Genomic DNA, 18,108 nt, shown 5'->3' with positions numbered 1-18,108 from the left:
GGGCACCCCATAAAAACAGAGGACGCATGACCGCCACGACCAACAACACCACCCCCGCCAAACCCCTCGCACCCAAGGCCTGGCTCGTCGACCTCGTGCTGCTGGGCGCGCTGTGGGGCGCCTCCTTCCTGTTCATGCGCATCGGCGCGGCCGAGTTCGGCGCCCTGCCGGCGGCCGCGGTGCGCGTGGCCATCGCCGCGCTGTTCCTGCTGCCCATCGCGCTGCTGCGCGGCCAGGGCCCCAGCCTGGCGACGCACTGGAAGGCCAGCTTCGCGGTCGGCGTCTTCAATTCGGGCATGCCCTTCGCGCTCTTCTGCTTCGCGCTGCTGACCATCAACACCGGCCTGGCCGCCGTGCTCAACGCGACCACGCCGATGTTTGGCGCGCTGGTGGCGTGGGCGTGGTTTCGCGAGCGCCCGGCGGGCTCGCGCATCGTGGGCCTGGTGATCGGCTTTGCCGGCGTCGCCATGCTGGCCAGCCGCAGCGCCGGCCTGCACGCGGGCGCCAGCGGCAATGCCGCGCTCTTCGCGGTGCTGGCCTGCCTGGGCGCGTGCCTGTGCTACGGCATTTCGGCCAGCGCCACGCGGGCGCACCTGGGCGGCGTGCCCGCGCTCACCACGGCCACCGGCAGCCAGATCGGCGCCACCCTGTTCCTGGCCATTCCGGCACTCTGGCTCTGGCCCGCGCAAATGCCCAGCCTGCGCGCCTGGCTCGCGCTGCTCGCGCTGGGCATCGCCTGCACCGGCGTGGCGTACATCCTGTTCTTTCGGCTGATTGAACGCGCCGGCCCTGCGCGCGCGCTGACCGTGACCTTCCTGGTGCCGGTGTTCGCGCTCTTCTACGGCGCGGTGTTCCTCGGCGAAAGCATCACGCAGTGGATGCTGATGTGCGCCGCCGTCATCGTGTGCGGCGTGGCGCTGTCGACCGGCATCGTCAAGCTGGGGCTGCCGCGCAAGGCTTCGGCCTGAGCTTGCGGCAATGGAGCTTGCGGCAAGGGAGCGCGCAGCGCCCTGTGCCGTGCCCATGCCGTTCATTCATCGCCGGCGCGGCTTCCTGCGCCCCTTCGCCTCCGCCGCGGCGAGCTCCCTGGCGTCCAGCACGTACTCGCGCGACTGCGCCAGCCGCTCCACCGCCAGGTCGATGAAGGCCCGCACCCGCGACGGCAGCGCCGTGCGGCTGCCGTAGTACACGTGCACGCCCATGTGGTCGCTGACGTGGTCGACCAGCAGCGGCACCAGCCGCCCTGAACGAATCAGCGGCGCCGCCGACAGGTTCGACAACATGCCGATCACCTGGCCCGAGAGCACCGCCTCGGTCTCCAGCTGCGCGTCGTTCGTCGACAAGGTGGGCGGCAGGTCGTGCGAGACCACCTCGCCGCCGACCTTGAAGAGCCAGGGCAGCACGCGCCCGGTGGCGGATTGGCGGAACACGCTGCACCGGTGCGAGGCCAGCTGCTCGATGGAATTCGGCGCGCCGTGCGCCGCGATGTACGCCGGCGCCGCGCAGACGATGAGCTGCATCGCGAACAGCCGGCGCGCCGCCACGCCGTCCTGCGGCGCCGAGCCGATGCGAAAGCCGACGTCGGCGCGGTCCTGCACCCAGTTGCCGATACGGTCGTCGAGCTTCAGGTCGGGCTGCACGCCGGGGTGGCGCCGGCAGAACTCCTCGACCAGCGGCCACAGCAGCGGCAAGAACGCGTACTTGGGGGCGACGATGCGCAGCGGCCCCGCGATCTCGTCCTTGGCGGTGCGCGCACGGTCCACGGCGCGTTCCAGCGCCGCCAGCGCGGGCTGGGTCGCTTCCAGAAACTGCTGCCCCTCGAAGGTGAGCGCGATGCTGCGCGTCGTGCGGTGCAGCAGCCGCACGCCCAGGCGCGCCTCCAGCGCCGCGAGCGCCTGGCTCGCGGCCTGCGGGCTCACACCCTGGGCCGCCGCCGCACGCCGGATGCTGCCGAGCTCGATCGCCTTGGTGAAGGTCTCGATGGCGCGAAAGTCGCTGATGGCCACGTGGTGCTCCCCGTATGGACTGGATTTGCCGGATCTGCCGGATGTGCGAGCCCGACAGTATCAACCTGTGCTTGCGATTGGTGCAAGAAACGGCCTTCTAGTCGGTTGACAGTGTGCTGCCTACAGTCGGGCGCTCCATCAACACCCGGAGCAATTCATGAGCAGTCACATCGAAGGCAAGGTCATCGTCATCACCGGCGCCAGCAGCGGCCTGGGCGAAGCGGCGGCACGCCTGCTGAGCGCGCAGGGCGCGCGCGTCGTGCTCGGCGCGCGGCGCATCGACCGCCTGCAGGAGCTGGTCGACACGCTGAACGGGCCACGAGGTGCCGACCAGCCTCGTGAACAATCTCGTGCACTGGCCGTCGCCACCGACGTCACCGTGCCCGAACAGGTCAAGCACCTGGTCGACACCGCCGTGCAGGCCTTCGGGCGCATCGACGTCATGGTCAACAACGCGGGGCTCATGCCGCTGTCGCCGCTGGAGCGGCTGAAGATCGGCGACTGGGACCGCATGATCGATGTCAACCTGAAGGGCGTGCTGTACGGCGTGGCGGCGGCGCTGCCGCACATGCAGCGCCAGATGGGCGGCCAGTTCGTCAACGTGGCGTCGGTGGCGGGGCACAAGGTGCTGGTCAACGGGGCGGTCTACAGCGCGACCAAGCATGCGGTGCGGGCCCTGTCCGAAGGCCTGCGGCAGGAAACCAAGCCCTGGAACATCCGCACCACCATCGTGTCGCCGGGCGCGGTCGACAGCGAGCTGAAGGCCGGCGTCACCGAGCCCGACATCGCGCGCGGCATGAAGGACTTCTACCAGGCCGTCGCCATTCCGGCCGACGCCTTCGCGCGCGCCGTCGTCTTCGCCATCGACCAGCCCGAGGACATGGACGTGAACGAGATCGTGTTCCGCCCGACGCGCCAGGTGCCTTGAACGCTGAGCGCCGAGCTCCGACTGCGAAGGCCCGCGAAGCCCCTAGATGGCGCCCGCCACCACGTTGACCGACAGCGCCAGCACCAGCATGTTGAACGCGAAGGCCAGCACGCTGTGGAACAGGGTGATGCGCCGCATTTCCTTCGAGGTGGCCTGCACGTCGGACACCTGCGAGGTCATGCCGATCACGAACGAGTAGTAGAGAAAGTCGAAGTACTCGGGCGCGTCGTCCTTGCCCGGGAAGTCGAGCCCGCCGTCGGGCGTGCCGCCCTTCTGGTCGATGTAGTAGCGGTGCGCGTAGTGAAAGGCGTAGATGGTGTGCATCATCAGCCAGGAGCCCGCCAGCGCCACCAGCCCCAGCGCGACGTGCGCGGCGCGCTCCCAGCCGCTCAGCTGCTTCACCTGCTGCAGCATCATGGCGATGGCCACCACGCTGACGGCCACGACCACCAGCATCGACACCAGGATCACGATGTTGGGCTGGTCGAGCTGCTGCGCGCGCTCGCGCGTGCGCCTGGCATCGAAGGTGTCGGCCAGCCACCACGTGAGCACCTGGTACACCAGCACGCCGACGCACCAGCCGGCCAGCCCGCGCGCCATGCTGCTCAGGGGCACCGGCATCAACGCGGCCGCGGTGGCCGCGGCGGCGATGCCGCCGTAGAGAAGACGCTGGCGGCCGGTGGTGGTGGAAAGGTGTCTGAGCATGCGCGCCACTTTAGCCGCTGGCCTCGCCAGATCAGTCGCGTGTTCGCGCCTGTTCAGCCATCGACAAAGTCCTACATGCACAGCGGCATTCCGCGCATGCAAGCACGCGTGCGAGGCGCCTATCGTTGCACTCGTCTCAGGGAGCTCCGCCCACAGGCGCCACGCAAGACCGAACGGCTTGCGTTCATTTTCATTACATGCCGCGGCGGTCACGTTTTTCCAAACCCTCTTCAGGTCATCAAGGACTTCTTCCATGCTGCTTCGCACCCGCCCCTTCGATCGGACCGCAAGACTCGGCAAGCTCGGCACGTTGGGCGCCATGGTCGGCACCGGCTTTCTCATGGCCGCCACGCCCGCCCTGGCCGACCCCTCGCCCGCGCTCGACCGCTTCAGCTTTTCCGTGGGGGCGTTCAACGCCGACCCCAAGTTCAATGCCTCGGTGAACACGCCCTACGGCACGCTGCAGTCGGGTGACATCAAGCCCGGCCGCGTGACCATGCCGCGCGTCACGGCCGACGTGCTGCTGGGCGACAGCCAGGGCATTTCGTTCGACTACTACCAGTACAAGCGCGACTACTCGGGCGGCGTGGCGAACACCACGTCCTTCGGCAACTTCGGCACGCTGAACACCTTCGGCAACGCCAGCGTCAACACCAAGCTCGACTTCGCCAAGCTGTCCTACAAGTGGTGGATCGGCTCGGGCAACACCGTGCTCGGCCTGGGCGCGGGTGCCGCTTACTACCGCGCCACGCTGGGCGCGTCGGCCCTGGCTTCGGTGAACGGGCAGGTCGGCACCGTGAGCGACAGCTCCAGCGACAACGCCATTGCGCCGCTGCTCGAAATTGGCGTGCGCCATGCCATCACGCCCGACCTGCGCCTGTTCGCCGACGCCTCGGGCGTGTGGAAGAACGGTGGCCGCTTTCACGGCAACATCTACAACGCCTCGGCCGGCGTGGAGTGGTTCCCAGTGAAGAACATCGGCGTGGTGCTCTCCTATGGCGTGACCAACATCGACCTGACGCGCGAAGCCAACTTCGCGGATTCGCGGCTGAAGGTGCGGCTGCAAGGTCCGTCGGCTTTCCTGAAGGCACGCTTCTAAAGCCGACGCATCGGGTGCCAAAGGCATGGGGCGCGCCGCGGCGCCCGTTGTAGCCAGTCTTCGCAAGACGTGGTGCGGGGCCAGCCTTAGGCTGCGCTCCAACCACAGAAGACCGGAGACACCAGCATGCCTGCAGCCGCCACGAGCCTCGCGCCCTCCACGCTTTCCAGCCCCTCGCTCTCCCCCGCAGCGCCGGGCTTCCACCCGCGCATCTCGCGCGTCGCACTGGGCGACGTGATCCATCGCAGCGCGCGCCGCTTCGGCACGCGCACGGCGCTGATCGAGGGCGAGCACCGCATGTCGTACAGCCAGCTCGACGCTGCGTCGAACCGCTTCGCGCACCACCTGCTGGGCCTCGGCCTGCTCGCCGGCGAGCGCGTGGGCATGCTGTGCAACAACTCCATCCAGATGGTGGTCGCGCTGCTGGGCATCCAGAAGGCGGGGCTGGTGTGGGTGCCGATCAACACCGCGCTGGCGGTGGACGCCATCGGCTACATCCTCGCGCATGCCGAGGTGCGCCACCTGGTGATCGACACCGCGCTGCATGCCAGGCCCGAACTGGGCGCGCTGCTGCAAGACACCGGCATCGCGCCGCTGCTGTGCGTGCTCGACGGCGACACGCCGCCGCCCGGCGCCATGACCGTGCCGCAGGCGATCTCGCACGGCCCGCAGACGCTGCCCGACGTGCCCATCGACAGCACGCAGCTCGCGCTCATCATGTACACCAGCGGCACCACCGGCCGCCAGAAGGGCGTGATGCATTCGCACGCGTCGGTGCACTCGGTGCTGCTCAGCAACATGGTCGAGTGGGCCAGCAGCCCCGAGCGCGCTGACGTGTGGAGCAGCGTGCTGCCGCTGTTCCACTGCGGCCAGCACACGGTGCTGATGTCTGCGCTGGCGGTGGGCGGCGCGCTGGTAGTGCTGCGCGGCTTCGACCCCGGCGCGGTGCTGGGCGCCATCGAGCGCCACAAGATCACAGTGATGGTCGGCCTGCCCATGATGTACGGCGCGCTGCTGGCGCACCCGCAGCGCGCGTCGCGCGACCTGTCGAGCCTGCGGCTGTGCGTGTATGCGATGGCCCCCATGTCGCGCACCTTGCTGCTGCGCCTGCTCGACGAGTTCTGCCCCCACTTCGCGCTGGTCTCGGGACAGACCGAGATGTACCCCGGCGCCACCATCTTCGAGGCGCACGAGCAGCGCAAGCGCTTCGGCTCCTACTGGGGCGTGGGCACGCTGGTGAACGAGGTCGCCATCATGGGCGACGACGGCGAACTGTTGGGCCCGAACCAGGTCGGCGAAATCGTCTTTCGCGGCCCCAACGTGATGCTCGGCTACTACAAGGACCCGGAGGCCACCGCCAGCGCCCAGCGCTTCGGCTGGCACCACTCGGGCGACCTTGGCAAGATGGACGACGACGGCCAGCTCATCTTTCTCGACCGCCTGAAGGACATGGTGAAGTCCGGCGGCGAGAACGTGCCTTCCATCAAGGTCGAGGAGGTGCTGCTGCGCCACCCCGGCGTGATGAACGCCGCCGTCGTGGGCCTGCCGCATGCGCACTGGGGAGAGGCCATCACCGCCTTCGTCACGCGCCGGCCCGATGCGCCCGCCGACTTCACCGAGGCCGCGCTCACCGCGCACTGCAAGGAGCACCTGGGCGGCTTCGAGGTGCCGAAGGAAATCGTGTTCCTGCCCGCGCTGCCGATGACGTCCACCGGCAAGATCCAGAAGTTCGAGCTGCGCAAGGCGCACCAGGACCTGTACCAGCGGTAACGAGGCCTGTCGCTGCAGCCCCGGATCACTGCGTGAAGTTGTCCTTGATCAGGTCCACCACGTCCGACCCGCGACCGCTGAGCACCGCCTTGGCGGAATACAGCATCGTGCCCGCCACCTGGCTGAACTCCACCTTCGGCGGCATCACCAGCTCGGTGCGGTTGACCTTCACGTCGAGCAGGGCCGGCCCCGGGTGCGCAAGAACGGCGCGCACCGCGTCGGGCAGCTGCTCGGCGCGCTCCACCTTCTGGCCGTAGAAGCCGATCACCTCGGCCAGCCGCGCGAAGTCGGGGTTCAGCAAATCGGTGTAGTTGTCGAGCAGGCCTTCGACCTTCTGCTCCAGCTCCACGAAGTTCAGGCTCGCGTTGTTGTAGACCACCACCTTGATCGGCAGCTTCTCCTGCACCGCCGTCATCAGGTCGCCCAGCAGCATCGCGATGCCGCCGTCGCCCGAAAGAGAAATCACCTGCCGCCCCGGGTACGCCTTCTGCGCGCCCAGCGCCTGCGGCATCGCGTTGGCCATGGTGCCGTGCAGCAGGCTCACCAGCGTGCGGCGCCGCCCGTTCATGTGCAGGTGGCGCAACGACCACACCATCGGGCTGCCGCCGTCGGCGGTGAAGATCGCATCGTCTGCGGCCAGCTCGTCGATCACGTGCGTCAGGTGCTGCGGGTGGATCAGCCCTTCCTTGCCGGGCCGCTCGTCGCGCCGCAGGGTCTCGACCGCGTCCTTGCGGTGGCGCAGGCACTCGTCCAGGAAGGCGCGGTCGCTGCGCTCTTCGAGCAGCGGAATCAGCGCCTCGATGGTGTGCGCCACGTCGCCCACCAGCCCCAGCGCCACCGGATGGCGCCGCCCCAGGTGGCTGCCGTCGGTGTCTATCTGCAGGATGGTGGCCTTCGACGGATAGAACTGGCTCCACGCGAAGTCCGCGCCCAGCAGCAGCAGCGTGTCGCATTCCTGCAGCGCGCGGTAGCCCGACTCCACGCCGAAGATGCCCGTCATGCCCATGTTGAAGGGGTTGTCGTACTCCACGAAATCCTTTGCACGCGAGGTGTGGGCAATGGGCGCCTTCAGGCACTGGCCCAGCGCCAGCAGCATCTCATGCGCGCCCTCGCAGCCGTGGCCGGCGTAGATGGCAATCTTCTTTCCCTTGGCGAGCAGCGCGGCCAGCTGCGCCAGCTCGGCGTCGTTCGGGCGCACCACCGGCGCGGTGCGGTGCACGGCGAAGGTCAGGCCTTCTTTCACTTCGGTCTGCGCGATGTCGCTCGGCAGGATCACCACGGCCACGCCGCCGCGCGACAGCGCTGCCTGCGCCGCCAGCGCCGTCACCCGCTGCGCCTGGTCGGCCGAATGCACCTGCGCGCAGAACACGCTGCAGCCCGCGTACAGCGACTTGAAATCCACCTCCTGCGGAAAGTCCATGCCGAGCTCGCTCGTCACGATCTGGCTCGCAATGAGCACCATCGGCGCGCGGTTGCGGTTGGCCTCGAACACGCCGTTGATGAAGTGCAGCCCGCCCGGCCCGCAAGAGCCCGCGCAGGCCGTGAGCTCGCCCGACAGGTACGACTCCGCGCCCGCGGCGAAGGCGGCGGCCTCTTCATGGCGCACGTGCACCCATTCGATGTCGCTGCGGCGGATCGCGTCGGTCACGTGGTTCAGGGTGTCGCCCACGATGCCGTAGCAGCGCTTGACGCCTGCGTGCTGCAGGGTTTCGATGACGAGGTCTGCGACTTTGCGGTGGGCCATGCGGTGCTTTCCTTTGCTGCAAACCGCAAAGGCTAAGCACCGCTTGGCCGAAGCCCGTGGGCGGGGTTCGGAAGCGCCGGTAGGAGTTCGCCGCGCGCGGCTTTCAGGCCTGCAAGAATGCCTTGGCGCGCCGCCCGTCCCACGGTGCCGCCCGCTCCAGCTGGCCGGCCAGCTGGAACATGGTGGCCTCGTCGCCGAAGCGCCCGACGAACTGCACGCCCACCGGCAGCCCTTCCTTGGTCTCGTGCAGCGGCACCGACATGCCCGGGTGGCCGGTCACGTTCCAGATCGATGTGTAGCCCGTGTGCTCGCGCGCCTTGGCCTTGTAGGCCTCGAGGTCGGTGGCTTCCATGTCCACCTCGCCGAGCTTGTGAGGCGGCGTGGCGGTCACCGGGCCCAGCAGCATGTCCCAGTTCTCGAACTTCTGGCCGAGGTTGCGGCTCGCGCGCTGCAGCGTCTGGATGGCGTTCAGGTACTGCTGCGCCGTGACCGACTTGCCGGCCTCGCCGAACATGGCGGTCACGCGCTGCAGGTCGCGCCCGCTGAACTCGCGGCCCAGCTGCTGGTTGCGGCGCAGCAGCGAGGTGTACATGCTCGCGTGGATGATGTCGGAGCGGCACTGGATGTATTCCGCGTCCGAGATCACGTCGTCGAACACCGGGTCCACCCACTCCACCTGGTGGCCCAGCGACTCGCACAGCTTGGCCGCGTTCTCCACGCCCGCACGCACCTGCGCGTCGAGCGCCACGCCCTCGAAGGACTTGAGCGACACGGCGATGCGCAGTTTCTTCGGGTCGCGCCCCACCAGGTCGAGGTACGACGCGGCCGCCGGCGGCGCGCAGTAGGGGTCGCCGGGTGCCGCCCCCTGCGTCACGTCGAGCAGCACCGCGCTGTCGCGCACCGAGCGCGTCACGACGTGGTGAATGGTCATGCCGGCCCAGCTCTCGCTGATGTGCGGGCCCAGCGGAATGCGCCCGCGCGTGGGCTTCAGGCCGAACAGGCCGGTGTGCGCCGCGGGAATGCGGATGGAGCCGCCGCCGTCCGCCGCGTGCGCGCTGGGAATGATGCCGCCGGCCACCGCCGCGCAGGCGCCGCCGCTGGAGCCGCCCGTGGTGTGTTCCAGGCTCCAGGGGTTTCTGCAGGGGCCGAACATCTCGGGCTCGTTGGTGGCGCTGATGCCGAACTCCGACAGGCTCGACTTGCCGAAGATGACCAGGCCCGCGCGCACATAGCGCTCGGCCAATGTGCTGTCGATGGGGGAGCTGAAGTCCGCGAACAGGCGCGAGGCATTGGTGGTCGGCAGGCCCGCGTAGTACACGCCCAGGTCCTTCAGCAGAAAGGGCACGCCGCGCAGCGGCCCGTCTGGCAGACCCTGGGCGATGCGCGCGTGCGCATGCTCGAAGAAGCGCGTAGTCACCGCGTTGAGCACGGTGTCGCGCGCCTCGGTGCGGGCGATGGCCTCGTCCAGCAGCTCCTCGGCCTTCACTTCCTTGCGGCGCACCAGGTCGGCCATGGCCACTGCGTCGAGCTTGTCGTATTCGGCAATCATCGGTATCGGTTTCCTCTTGGTTGTGCGGTTCAACAGAACGCCCTGCGGAGCGTTCAACGGAAATGACAGGCCACCCACTGGCCCGTCGTCTTTTCGGCCAGCAGCGGCTCTTCGGCGCTGCAGCGCGGCTGCGCCATGGGGCAGCGCGTGTGAAAGCGGCAGCCGCTGGGCGGCGCGGCCGGGTTGGGCGGGTCGCCCTTGAGCAGGATGCGTTCGGCCCGCACGCGCGGGTTGGGAATGGGCACCGCCGACAGCAGGATCTCGGTGTACGGATGCAGCGGCTTCCTGAACAGCACGTCGCGCGTTGCCACCTCGACGATCTTGCCGAGGTACATCACGGCCACGCGGTGGCTGATGTGGCGCACCACCGCCAGGTCGTGCGCCACGAACAGGTAGGCGATGCCGAACTCGGCCTGCAGGTCGGTCAGCAGGTTGATCACCTGCGCCTGCACCGACACGTCGAGCGCGGACACCGGTTCGTCGCACACGATGAGCCTGGGGTTCAGCGCCAGTGCACGCGCAATGCCCAGGCGCTGGCGCTGGCCGCCCGAGAACTCGTGCGGAAACTTCTTCATCGCCTCGGGGCGCAGGCCCACCTTGGAGAACAGCCACGCCACGCGCTCGCGCCGCTCGGCGGCGCTGGACACGCCCGCCTGATCCGACTGCGCAAAGTTGCGCAGCGGCTCGGCCACCAGTTCGCCCGCCTGCATGCGCGGGTTCAGCGAGGCGTACGGATCCTGGAAGATGATCTGCAGCGCCCTGCGCTGCTGGCGCATGGCCTGCGCGTCGAGCGCCAGCAGCTCCCGGCCTTCGAGCCGCACCGAACCCGAGGTCGGCTCGATCAGCCGCAGGATCGACTTGCCCGTGGTGGTCTTGCCGCAGCCCGACTCGCCCACCAGCGCCAGCGTCTCGCCCGGCGCCACGGAGAACGAAACGCCGTCCACCGCATACACCTTGGAGGCCTTGCGCCGGCCCAGCCACGAGCCCGGCGACTCGTAGTGCTTGCGCAGGTCACGCACCTCGATCAGCGGGGCCCTGGCTGCAGTCGCTGCCGTTGTTGCCGCTGCTGTCGTTGCCGTCGTGGCGTTCATGTCGTTCATGCCGTTCATGCGCCCTCCCCTTGCAACGCTTCGAGCTCGACCTGCGCCACCGGCACCGGCGTGCGGCGCACCACCTCGTCGACCTCGAAGCAGGCCACCACGTGCGGCGACCCCTCGCTGCCGTGGTCTTCGAGCATGGGCATCTCGTTGCGGCAGCGCTCGGTGGCGAAGCCGCAGCGTGGCGCGAACGGGCAGCCGCGCTCGGGCTCATGGGGCGCGGGCACGATGCCCGGAATTTCGGTGAGCCGCGCGGTGTGCGTGTTCATCGACGGCATCGAGGCCATCAGCGCGCGGGTGTACGGGTGAAGCGGGCGGTCGAACAGGTCGATCACGTCGGCCTCCTCCACCTTGCGCCCCGCATACATGACGACCACGCGGTCGCAGCACTCGGCCACCACGCCCAGGTCGTGCGTGATCATCACGATGCCCATGCCCAGCTGCTTCTGCAGGCCGCGCAGCAACGCGAGGATCTGCGCCTGGATGGTGACGTCGAGCGCGGTGGTGGGCTCGTCGGCAATCAGCACCTCGGGGTGGCACACCAGCGCCAGGGCGATCATCACGCGCTGGCGCATGCCGCCCGAGAGCTGGTGCGGGTACTCGTTCACCCGGCGGTGCGGCTCCGGTATCTGCACCAGGCGCAGCATGTCGGTCGCGCGCTCCAGCGCCTCCTTGCGGCCGACCTGCTGGTGGAGCATCACGGTCTCGGCAATCTGCCGGCCCACGGTGAGCACCGGGTTCAGCGAGGTCATCGGCTCCTGGAAGATCATGGAGATGCGGTTGCCGCGGATCTTGCGCATCTCGGGCTCCGAGAGCTTGAGCAGGTCGGTGCCTCGGTAGCGGATGGCCCCGCCGGCATAGCGCCCGGGCGGCGTCGGAATCAGCCGCATCACGGACAGCGCCGTCACGCTCTTGCCGCAGCCCGACTCGCCCACGACGCCCACGGTCTGGCCGACCTCGACGCGGTAGGACACGCCGTTGACCGAGCGGACCTCGCCCTGCAGGGTGTCGAAGTACGTGCGCAGCCCGTCGATTTCGAGCAGCGGCGCGGTCGCGGCGCCGGAGGCAGAACCGGGGGCAGAGCTCGAAGGCACGTGAGATGTCGTCATGTTCATGCCCGTGCGCTCACAGCTGTCGCGCCACGTGCGGGTCGAGCGCGTCGCGCAGGCCGTCGCCCAGCAGGTTGATGGCCAGCACCGTCAGGCCCAGCAGCACGCCGGGAAAAACGATCGGGTAGAACACGATCGCGATCAGGTTGCGGCCTTCCGAGATCATGTTGCCCCAGCTCGGCACCTGCGGCGGCACGCCCACGCCGAGGAACGAGAGCGCGGCCTCCGCCAGCACCGCGGAAGCCGCGATGAAGGTCGCCTGCACCAGCAGCGGCGCCAGGATGTTGGGCAGCACATGGCGACGCAGGATGGTGCGCAGCGGCGTGCCCAGCGCATGCGCCGCCTCCACGTACAGGCGCTCGCGCAGCGACAGCGCCAGCGCGCGCACCAGCCGCACCATGCGCGGTATCTCGGGCACCGTGATCGCCACGATCACCGTGGTGAGGCTGGCCTTGGTGAGCGCCATCAGCGCGATGGCCAGCAGGATGCCGGGGATGGCCATGAGCCCGTCCATCACCCGCATGATCGGCCCGTCGGTCCAGCGCACGAAACCCGCCAGCAGGCCCAGCGCCACGCCGAGCAGCGTGGCCAGCAGCGCGACCGAGGCGCCCGTCATGAGCGACACGCGCGCGCCCCACACCGCGCGGCTGAAGGTGTCGCGCCCGAGCGCGTCGGTGCCGAAGAGGTGCTCGCCCGAAGGCGCCTTCATGCGCGCGATGGGGTTGATGGCCTGCGGGTCGTGCGTCGCGATCCAGGGCGCGCCCAGCGCCGCGACGACGACCACCAGCAAGATCAGCCCGCCCAGCATCAGTGTGTAGTGCTTGCGCAGCAGGCGCAGCGCGGGCGACGCGCGCCGCGGCGCCGCCGTGTGGATGTTCAGTGTGGCATCGGTCATTCGGTGGCCTCAATAGCGGATGCGCGGGTCGAACAGCGTGTAGCTCAGGTCGACCAGCAGGTTGATCAGCACATAGGCGGCCGCCGACAGCAACAGCAGGCTCTGGATCACCGGGTAGTCGTGATGCTGCACCGCATCGACCACGAGGCTGCCGAGCCCCGGAATGGAGAACACCGTCTCGGTGACCACCACGCCGCCCAGCAGCAACGCGATGCCCACGCCGATGGTCGTGACGATGGGAATGGCCGCGTTGCGCAGCGCATGGCCCAGCACCGGCAGCACGCCCAGGCCCTTGGCCCGCGCGGTGCGGATGTAGTCCTCGTGCAGCACCTCGAGCATCGAAGCGCGCGTCATGCGCGTGAGCAGCGCCGTGTACAGCAGGCCCAGGTTCACGCACGGCAGCACCAGGTGCTTCAGGTAGGGGATCACGCCCTCGGCCAGGCTGCGGTAGCCCTGCACCGGCAGCCACTGCAGCTTCAGCGCGAAGGTGTAGACCAGCACGTAGCCCGTGAGAAACACCGGCATCGAGAACGCGCACACCGCGAACACCATCACCAGCCGGTCGATCCAGCTGCCCGCGCGGTACGCCGCCAGCACGCCCAGCGGCACCGACAGCGCCACCGCGATCACGATGGTGAAGAAGGCGATGGACAGCGTCGCGCCGATGCGCTGGCCGAGCAGTTGCGTCACCGGCATCTGGTTGAACAGCGACACGCCGAAGTCGCCGCCGAGCACGTTGCGCGACCACACGAAGAACTGGTGCCACAGCGGCTGGTCGAGCCCCAGCGCCACGCGGGTCTGCTCGATCTGCTCGGGCGTGGCGAAGTCGCCCACGATCAGCAGCACCGGGTCGCCGGGCGCCAGGTGGATCAGCATGAACACGATCACCGACACCACCAGCATCACCGGCACGGTGGCGAGCACCCGCCGGATCACATATTCCATGCCGCGCCCCTACTTCTCGATGTTCCACATGACCGGGATGCCCATGCCGAACAGCTCGGTGTTGCGCACCTCCTTGCGCGCGGCAAAGATCGCGGGGTACTGGCCGTAGGGAATGTAGGGCGGCGCCTCGTAGATGCGGCGCTGCAGGCTCTCGACCAGCTGCTTGCGCTTGCCGGCATCGGCCTCGCGGATCCAGGCGTCGCGCAGCTCGTCGATCTTCGCGTCGCACGGCCAGCCCGGCACCACGCTGCCCTTGCACGAAGACAACACCCAGCCGTTGCTCAGGGGCGTGTCGACGTCGGCATTCTTGGAGGCGGTGAGGTACAGGCTCCAGCCGCCTTGCGCGGGGCCTTCCTTCTTGTACACGCGCGCCAGCACCGACGACTGGTCCATCACCTGCACGTCGAGGTTCAGGCCCGCCTTCTTCAGGTACTGGATCCAGATCAGCGCGGCCATCGACTGCGTGCCGTCGGTGGGCTGCAGGAACACGATCTTCTCGCCCTTGTAGCCGGCCTCCTTCAGCAGTTGCTTGGCCTTCTCGAAGTCCTGCTTCCTGAAGGGCTCGGAGCCCGCGGCGGTTTCGTTGGCGCCGCCGCACATGAAGACGGCCGGGCAGTACAGCGACTTGCCCGGCTGCGGCGTGAAGCCCATGCCGGCCAGGATCTCTTCCTGGTTGACCATGTACAGCAGGGCTTGCCGCCCCTTCGGGTTGTTGAAGGGGGGCGCCAGCGTGTTGGCGACCATGAAGGGCTGCCAGATGCCGGTTTGCTCGAGCTTGATGTTGGCGTCGGTGCGCAGCGAGGCCTGGTAGTCGGGCGGCACCACGTTGACGATGTCGACCTCGCCGTTCTTCAACGCCGAGGTAGCCGTGTTGGCGTCGGGCATGTAGCGCCACTCGACGCGCTCGACCTTCACGCGCTTGCCGCCCGCCAGGCCGTCGGCCGGCTCGCTGCGCGGCACGTAGGCGGCATTGCGCACGAACACCATGCGGTTGCCCGGAATCCATTCGTCGCGCTTGAACACGAAGGGGCCCGAGCCCACGGGCTCTGGAATGGGCGCATCGGGAAAGGCCTTGGCCTGGCGCTCGGGCACGATGAACAAGGTCTTCGCCGCGAGGATCAGCGGCACCTGGCCCATGCCCTCCTTCAGCTGCAGCGCAAAGGTCTGGCCGTCGACCACTTTCCACTCGGCGCCCGAGTCGGCCAGCAGCAGGCCCATGGTCGCGCGCTTGGCCCAGCGCTGCAGCGTGGCCACCACGTCGGCGGAGGTGACGGGCTGGCCGTCATGGAACTTCAGGCCGGGGCGCAGGGTGAAGGTCCATGCCTTGCTATCGGGCGACTGCGTGAACTTCTCCACCATCTGCGGCTTGGGCTCGCCCTTGCTGTCGCGCGAGAACAGCGTGTCGAAGTTCATGTAGCCGAAGTCGCGCGTGACGTAGGTGTTGCTGAACAGCGGGTCGACCACCTTCAGGTCGTTGTTGATGGCCATGCGCAGCGTCTTGGCCTGCGCCTGGGCCGGTGTCGGCGTCTGGGCCGAGGCGGTGGCCGCGGCCATGCCCACGGCCGACGCCAATGCCCAACCGATCAATCTCGCGCAAGTGGCGCTCACATGCGTGGATCTCGCATGCGTGGACTTCTCGTACGTGGATTTCTTCATGACCCCGGTTCCTTTCCTGGTTTCGACAGTTCGCTGGGAGTGCGCTGGCCGGCATCGCTCTTTTTGAACGTGCGGCCGCGGCGCGCTGTGACTGGGCTTCACCGACGAGGCGTCTGGTGACGGTGCCGGTTTTGAGATTTGATACACGATATATCATGTTAAAAATCAAAACAAGACGGACTTCCCCCTTGCAAGACGCGTGCGCGGTTGCCGGCCGCGCAGCAAATTCACGCGCTGCACACTGCACGACGCACATTGCACCCAGCAGATGCTCGACGCCCCGCTGCCGTCGCTGCGGCGAGCCCTCGGCGCAGCGCCGTGCGTTCAGCGCGGCGCGAGCACCGTGTGGCTCGACGCGGTGTCCGCCACCGCGGCCCAGTCGTAGAGCATGGGCACCGTTTCTCCACGCAGCCATGCGGCGGTCTGGTCGTCGTAGTGCGCGTCGCGCGGGTCGCCCGATGCACCGTGGAACACGATCCACAGGCACGCGTCCCACTGCCCCACGTCGAACACATAGCGCGCCAGCGACGCGTAGTGCGCATGCGCGCCCAGGTGCGGCAAGTAGCCGGTGGTGAACACCGTCTCGTTGTCGCCATCGACCGCGCCCTTGTCCAGCGGCGCGAGCAGCGCCGCCGAAGGGAACGCCATTGCCAGCGGATGCCGCAGCAGCAGGCGGTGCCGCGCGCCCCATGGCGCAGCCGGGTCGCGCGCCACTTCGGCCAGGGCTTCGGTGAGTACCTCGTTCCACGAAGCGCCGCCGAGCAATGCCTCGTCGTCGGCGCGCAGCAATTGCGGCACGCACCAGCCCAGCTGGTAGTCGACCGCAAGGCCTGGCGCGATGGTGCGCTGCAGGCCCATGTCGAGCGCGCCCAGCCCGCTGCGCCGCGCGACCGAACGCGCCAGCGCCATGCGCAGCGAGATGTAGGCGTTGGCATCGACGGCGTCTGCATCGACCCGACCGTTCCACGCCACCAGCCGGTCGCGCAACGCCACCGATGCGGGCTCGGTGAGCGCAAGCGGTGCGAGCCGCGCACAGATTTCGAGCGCCGGCAGGCTCAGCGTGTCGCGGTGCACCGCTTCCATGTCCTGCACGCCTGCGGATTCCATCGCCGTGAGCAGTTGCCAGATGCGCCGCGCGCGGTGCGGCGGATGGCAGTCGGTGCTCAGGTAGTCGTCGTGCCGCTCCACCACGCGGTTGTTCGCGGTCACGATCAGCCCCGCCGGGGGGTCGATCTGGCGCGGCATGTGCTCCCACTCGATCCAGCCGCGCCATGCGTGCTTGTCGAGCCACCCCGGCACCGGCAGCCAGCCGTTGATGGCCGGGCGGCGCGGCACCTTGGCGCGCACGTGGTGGCCGATGTGGCCCTGCGTGTCGGCCGCGACCAGGTTGTGGTCCACCAGGCCCCAGCCGCGGCTGGCCTCGAACAGCGCATCGACGCTGCGGGCCTCCATCATCGGGCGCATGCAGTCGAAGGAGCGGTCGGCTTCCACGTCGGACGAATGGCGCAGCACCAGCGCGGAGCCGCTCTTCGCGTCGCCCGCGACCACCGGGCCGCGCGCGGTCGCGAGCACCTCGCACGCGACATCGGCCTGGCCGCGCACGCGGATGCGCTCCACACGGCGCTCCACCTCGGCCCACTGCGCATGGCCGCCGTCCGCCTCGGTGCGCAGCAGGTAGCGCCGGCCTTCGTTTTCGAAGCGTTCGAGGTACACGTCCGCGGTGTCCACGAAGGCCACCGTCACGCACCACGCCACGTCGGGGTTGTGCGCGAAGTGCGGAAAACCCGGCACGCCGGGCGTGGTCAGGCCGATCACATCGAACTCGTCGCAGGCCACATGGCACTGCAGGTACATGTTGGGCATGTCGAGCACGCGGTGCGGATCGCCCGCGAGCAACGGCCGTCCACTTTGCGTGCGGCTGCCGTGCACCGCCCAGTTGTTGCTGCCGCCGCCGGCGGCGTCGGTGTTGCTCTCGCTCACGAAGGCCGAGATGGCATCCGCCAGCGCCGCCATGTCGGGCGAGAGCCGGCCCGCGAGCGCGCCCGGCGGCATGCACACCAGCTCTTCGCCGCCGTCGTCCATGCGCAGGCGGTCCAGCGCCTGCGCGCCGACCACCGGCAGCGCAATGGCGCGCCACAGCTTGGGGTAGACGGAGTTCAGCAGCAGGCTGGTCTGGCGCAGCACGGCGATGCTGTGCCACGCCTCCCACGGTTCCGGCGCCTCGCCGAGCAGCGCGTACTCAGGCGGCAGCGGCCCGGCGGCCATGAAGGCGTTCACGCCCGCGGTGTAGGCCGAGAGCATGGCGCGGGTGCGTTCGTTCACGGCCTCCAGGTCGCGGCGGCTGCACTCGGCCAGCCCGAGGCGGCGCACGAGCATGTCCATCGGCAGCGCGCTCGGCCCCATCCATTCGGCATAGCGGCCCAGCGTGCGGCGGCGCAGCGCGTCCATCTGCCAGAGCCGGTCGCTGGCATGCACATGGCCGAGCGCGAAGAAGGCGTCGTCGGCGCAGGTGGCACGCAGGTGCGGAATGCCCCAGGCATCGCGCCAGAGGTCGACCGGCGCACGCAGGCCGGGCAGTTGTTGCCGGGCGGCATTTGTCACATGC

Annotated in this window: 14 protein-coding genes; 4 read left to right on the top strand and 10 right to left on the bottom strand. The window is 68.9% G+C overall.

Annotated features, from left to right (window positions below):
• Positions 1-26: 26 nt before the first annotated feature.
• Complete coding sequence (locus AB6807_RS37365; RefSeq protein WP_371088542.1) at positions 27-968, top strand: DMT family transporter; 942 nt, start codon at positions 27-29, stop codon at positions 966-968.
• Between the two features lie 66 nt (positions 969-1,034).
• On the opposite strand, the gene AB6807_RS37360 is transcribed toward AB6807_RS37365, so the two are convergent.
• Entirely contained in the window at positions 1,035-2,006 is a 972-nt protein-coding gene (locus AB6807_RS37360) for a LysR family transcriptional regulator (protein WP_371088541.1), read from the bottom strand.
• Positions 2,007-2,163: 157 nt separating this feature from the next.
• On the opposite strand from AB6807_RS37360, the gene AB6807_RS37355 reads away from it, so the two are divergent.
• Complete coding sequence (locus AB6807_RS37355) at positions 2,164-2,934, top strand: SDR family oxidoreductase (RefSeq protein WP_371088540.1); 771 nt, start codon at positions 2,164-2,166, stop codon at positions 2,932-2,934.
• Positions 2,935-2,976: 42 nt separating this feature from the next.
• Here AB6807_RS37355 and AB6807_RS37350 read toward each other — a convergent pair whose 3' ends face one another.
• Positions 2,977-3,639, bottom strand: coding sequence for a DUF1345 domain-containing protein (locus AB6807_RS37350; RefSeq protein WP_116912763.1), 663 nt, complete (start codon positions 3,637-3,639; stop codon positions 2,977-2,979).
• Positions 3,640-3,892: 253 nt separating this feature from the next.
• Here AB6807_RS37350 and AB6807_RS37345 point away from each other — a divergent pair, with 253 nt between their 5' ends.
• Positions 3,893-4,738: a hypothetical protein gene (locus tag AB6807_RS37345; RefSeq protein ID WP_116912762.1), complete on the top strand. Its 846-nt coding sequence runs from the start codon at positions 3,893-3,895 to the stop codon at positions 4,736-4,738.
• A gap of 126 nt (positions 4,739-4,864) precedes the next feature.
• Positions 4,865-6,508 (top strand): class I adenylate-forming enzyme family protein, encoded by a 1,644-nt coding sequence (locus tag AB6807_RS37340; protein ID WP_371088539.1) that lies wholly within the window; start codon positions 4,865-4,867, stop codon positions 6,506-6,508.
• 25 nt (positions 6,509-6,533) lie between these two features.
• Here AB6807_RS37340 and AB6807_RS37335 read toward each other — a convergent pair whose 3' ends face one another.
• From AB6807_RS37335 to AB6807_RS37300, 8 genes are all read right to left on the bottom strand, one after another.
• A complete protein-coding gene (locus AB6807_RS37335) occupies positions 6,534-8,252 on the bottom strand; it encodes a thiamine pyrophosphate-dependent enzyme (protein ID WP_371088538.1) in 1,719 nt (572 codons plus the stop codon).
• A gap of 103 nt (positions 8,253-8,355) precedes the next feature.
• Complete coding sequence (locus tag AB6807_RS37330) at positions 8,356-9,801, bottom strand: amidase (protein WP_371088537.1); 1,446 nt, start codon at positions 9,799-9,801, stop codon at positions 8,356-8,358.
• A gap of 53 nt (positions 9,802-9,854) precedes the next feature.
• Complete coding sequence (locus AB6807_RS37325) at positions 9,855-10,901, bottom strand: ABC transporter ATP-binding protein (RefSeq protein ID WP_371088564.1); 1,047 nt, start codon at positions 10,899-10,901, stop codon at positions 9,855-9,857.
• Between the two features lie 5 nt (positions 10,902-10,906).
• Positions 10,907-12,007 carry an ABC transporter ATP-binding protein gene (locus AB6807_RS37320; RefSeq protein ID WP_371088536.1) on the bottom strand — a complete coding sequence of 367 codons (1,101 nt, stop codon included), beginning with the start codon at positions 12,005-12,007 and terminating at the stop codon, positions 10,907-10,909.
• Between the two features lie 16 nt (positions 12,008-12,023).
• On the bottom strand, positions 12,024-12,902 hold the full coding sequence (locus tag AB6807_RS37315; RefSeq protein ID WP_371088535.1) for an ABC transporter permease: 879 nt from the start codon (positions 12,900-12,902) through the stop codon (positions 12,024-12,026).
• Positions 12,903-12,911: 9 nt separating this feature from the next.
• Positions 12,912-13,847, bottom strand: a complete 936-nt coding sequence (locus AB6807_RS37310; protein WP_116912757.1) for an ABC transporter permease — start codon at positions 13,845-13,847, stop codon at positions 12,912-12,914.
• Positions 13,848-13,856: 9 nt separating this feature from the next.
• Positions 13,857-15,503: an ABC transporter substrate-binding protein gene (locus tag AB6807_RS37305; RefSeq protein WP_371088534.1), complete on the bottom strand. Its 1,647-nt coding sequence runs from the start codon at positions 15,501-15,503 to the stop codon at positions 13,857-13,859.
• A 324-nt stretch (positions 15,504-15,827) separates the two neighbouring features.
• Complete coding sequence (locus tag AB6807_RS37300) at positions 15,828-18,104, bottom strand: penicillin acylase family protein (RefSeq protein ID WP_371088533.1); 2,277 nt, start codon at positions 18,102-18,104, stop codon at positions 15,828-15,830.
• Positions 18,105-18,108 lie beyond the last annotated feature (4 nt).

Source organism: Variovorax sp. RCC_210, from assembly GCF_041355175.1.
Classification (GTDB): Bacteria; Pseudomonadota; Gammaproteobacteria; order Burkholderiales; family Burkholderiaceae_C; genus Variovorax.
The sequence above is the reverse complement of the archived record's forward strand: the minus strand, read 5'-3'. Positions and strand labels throughout refer to the sequence as shown.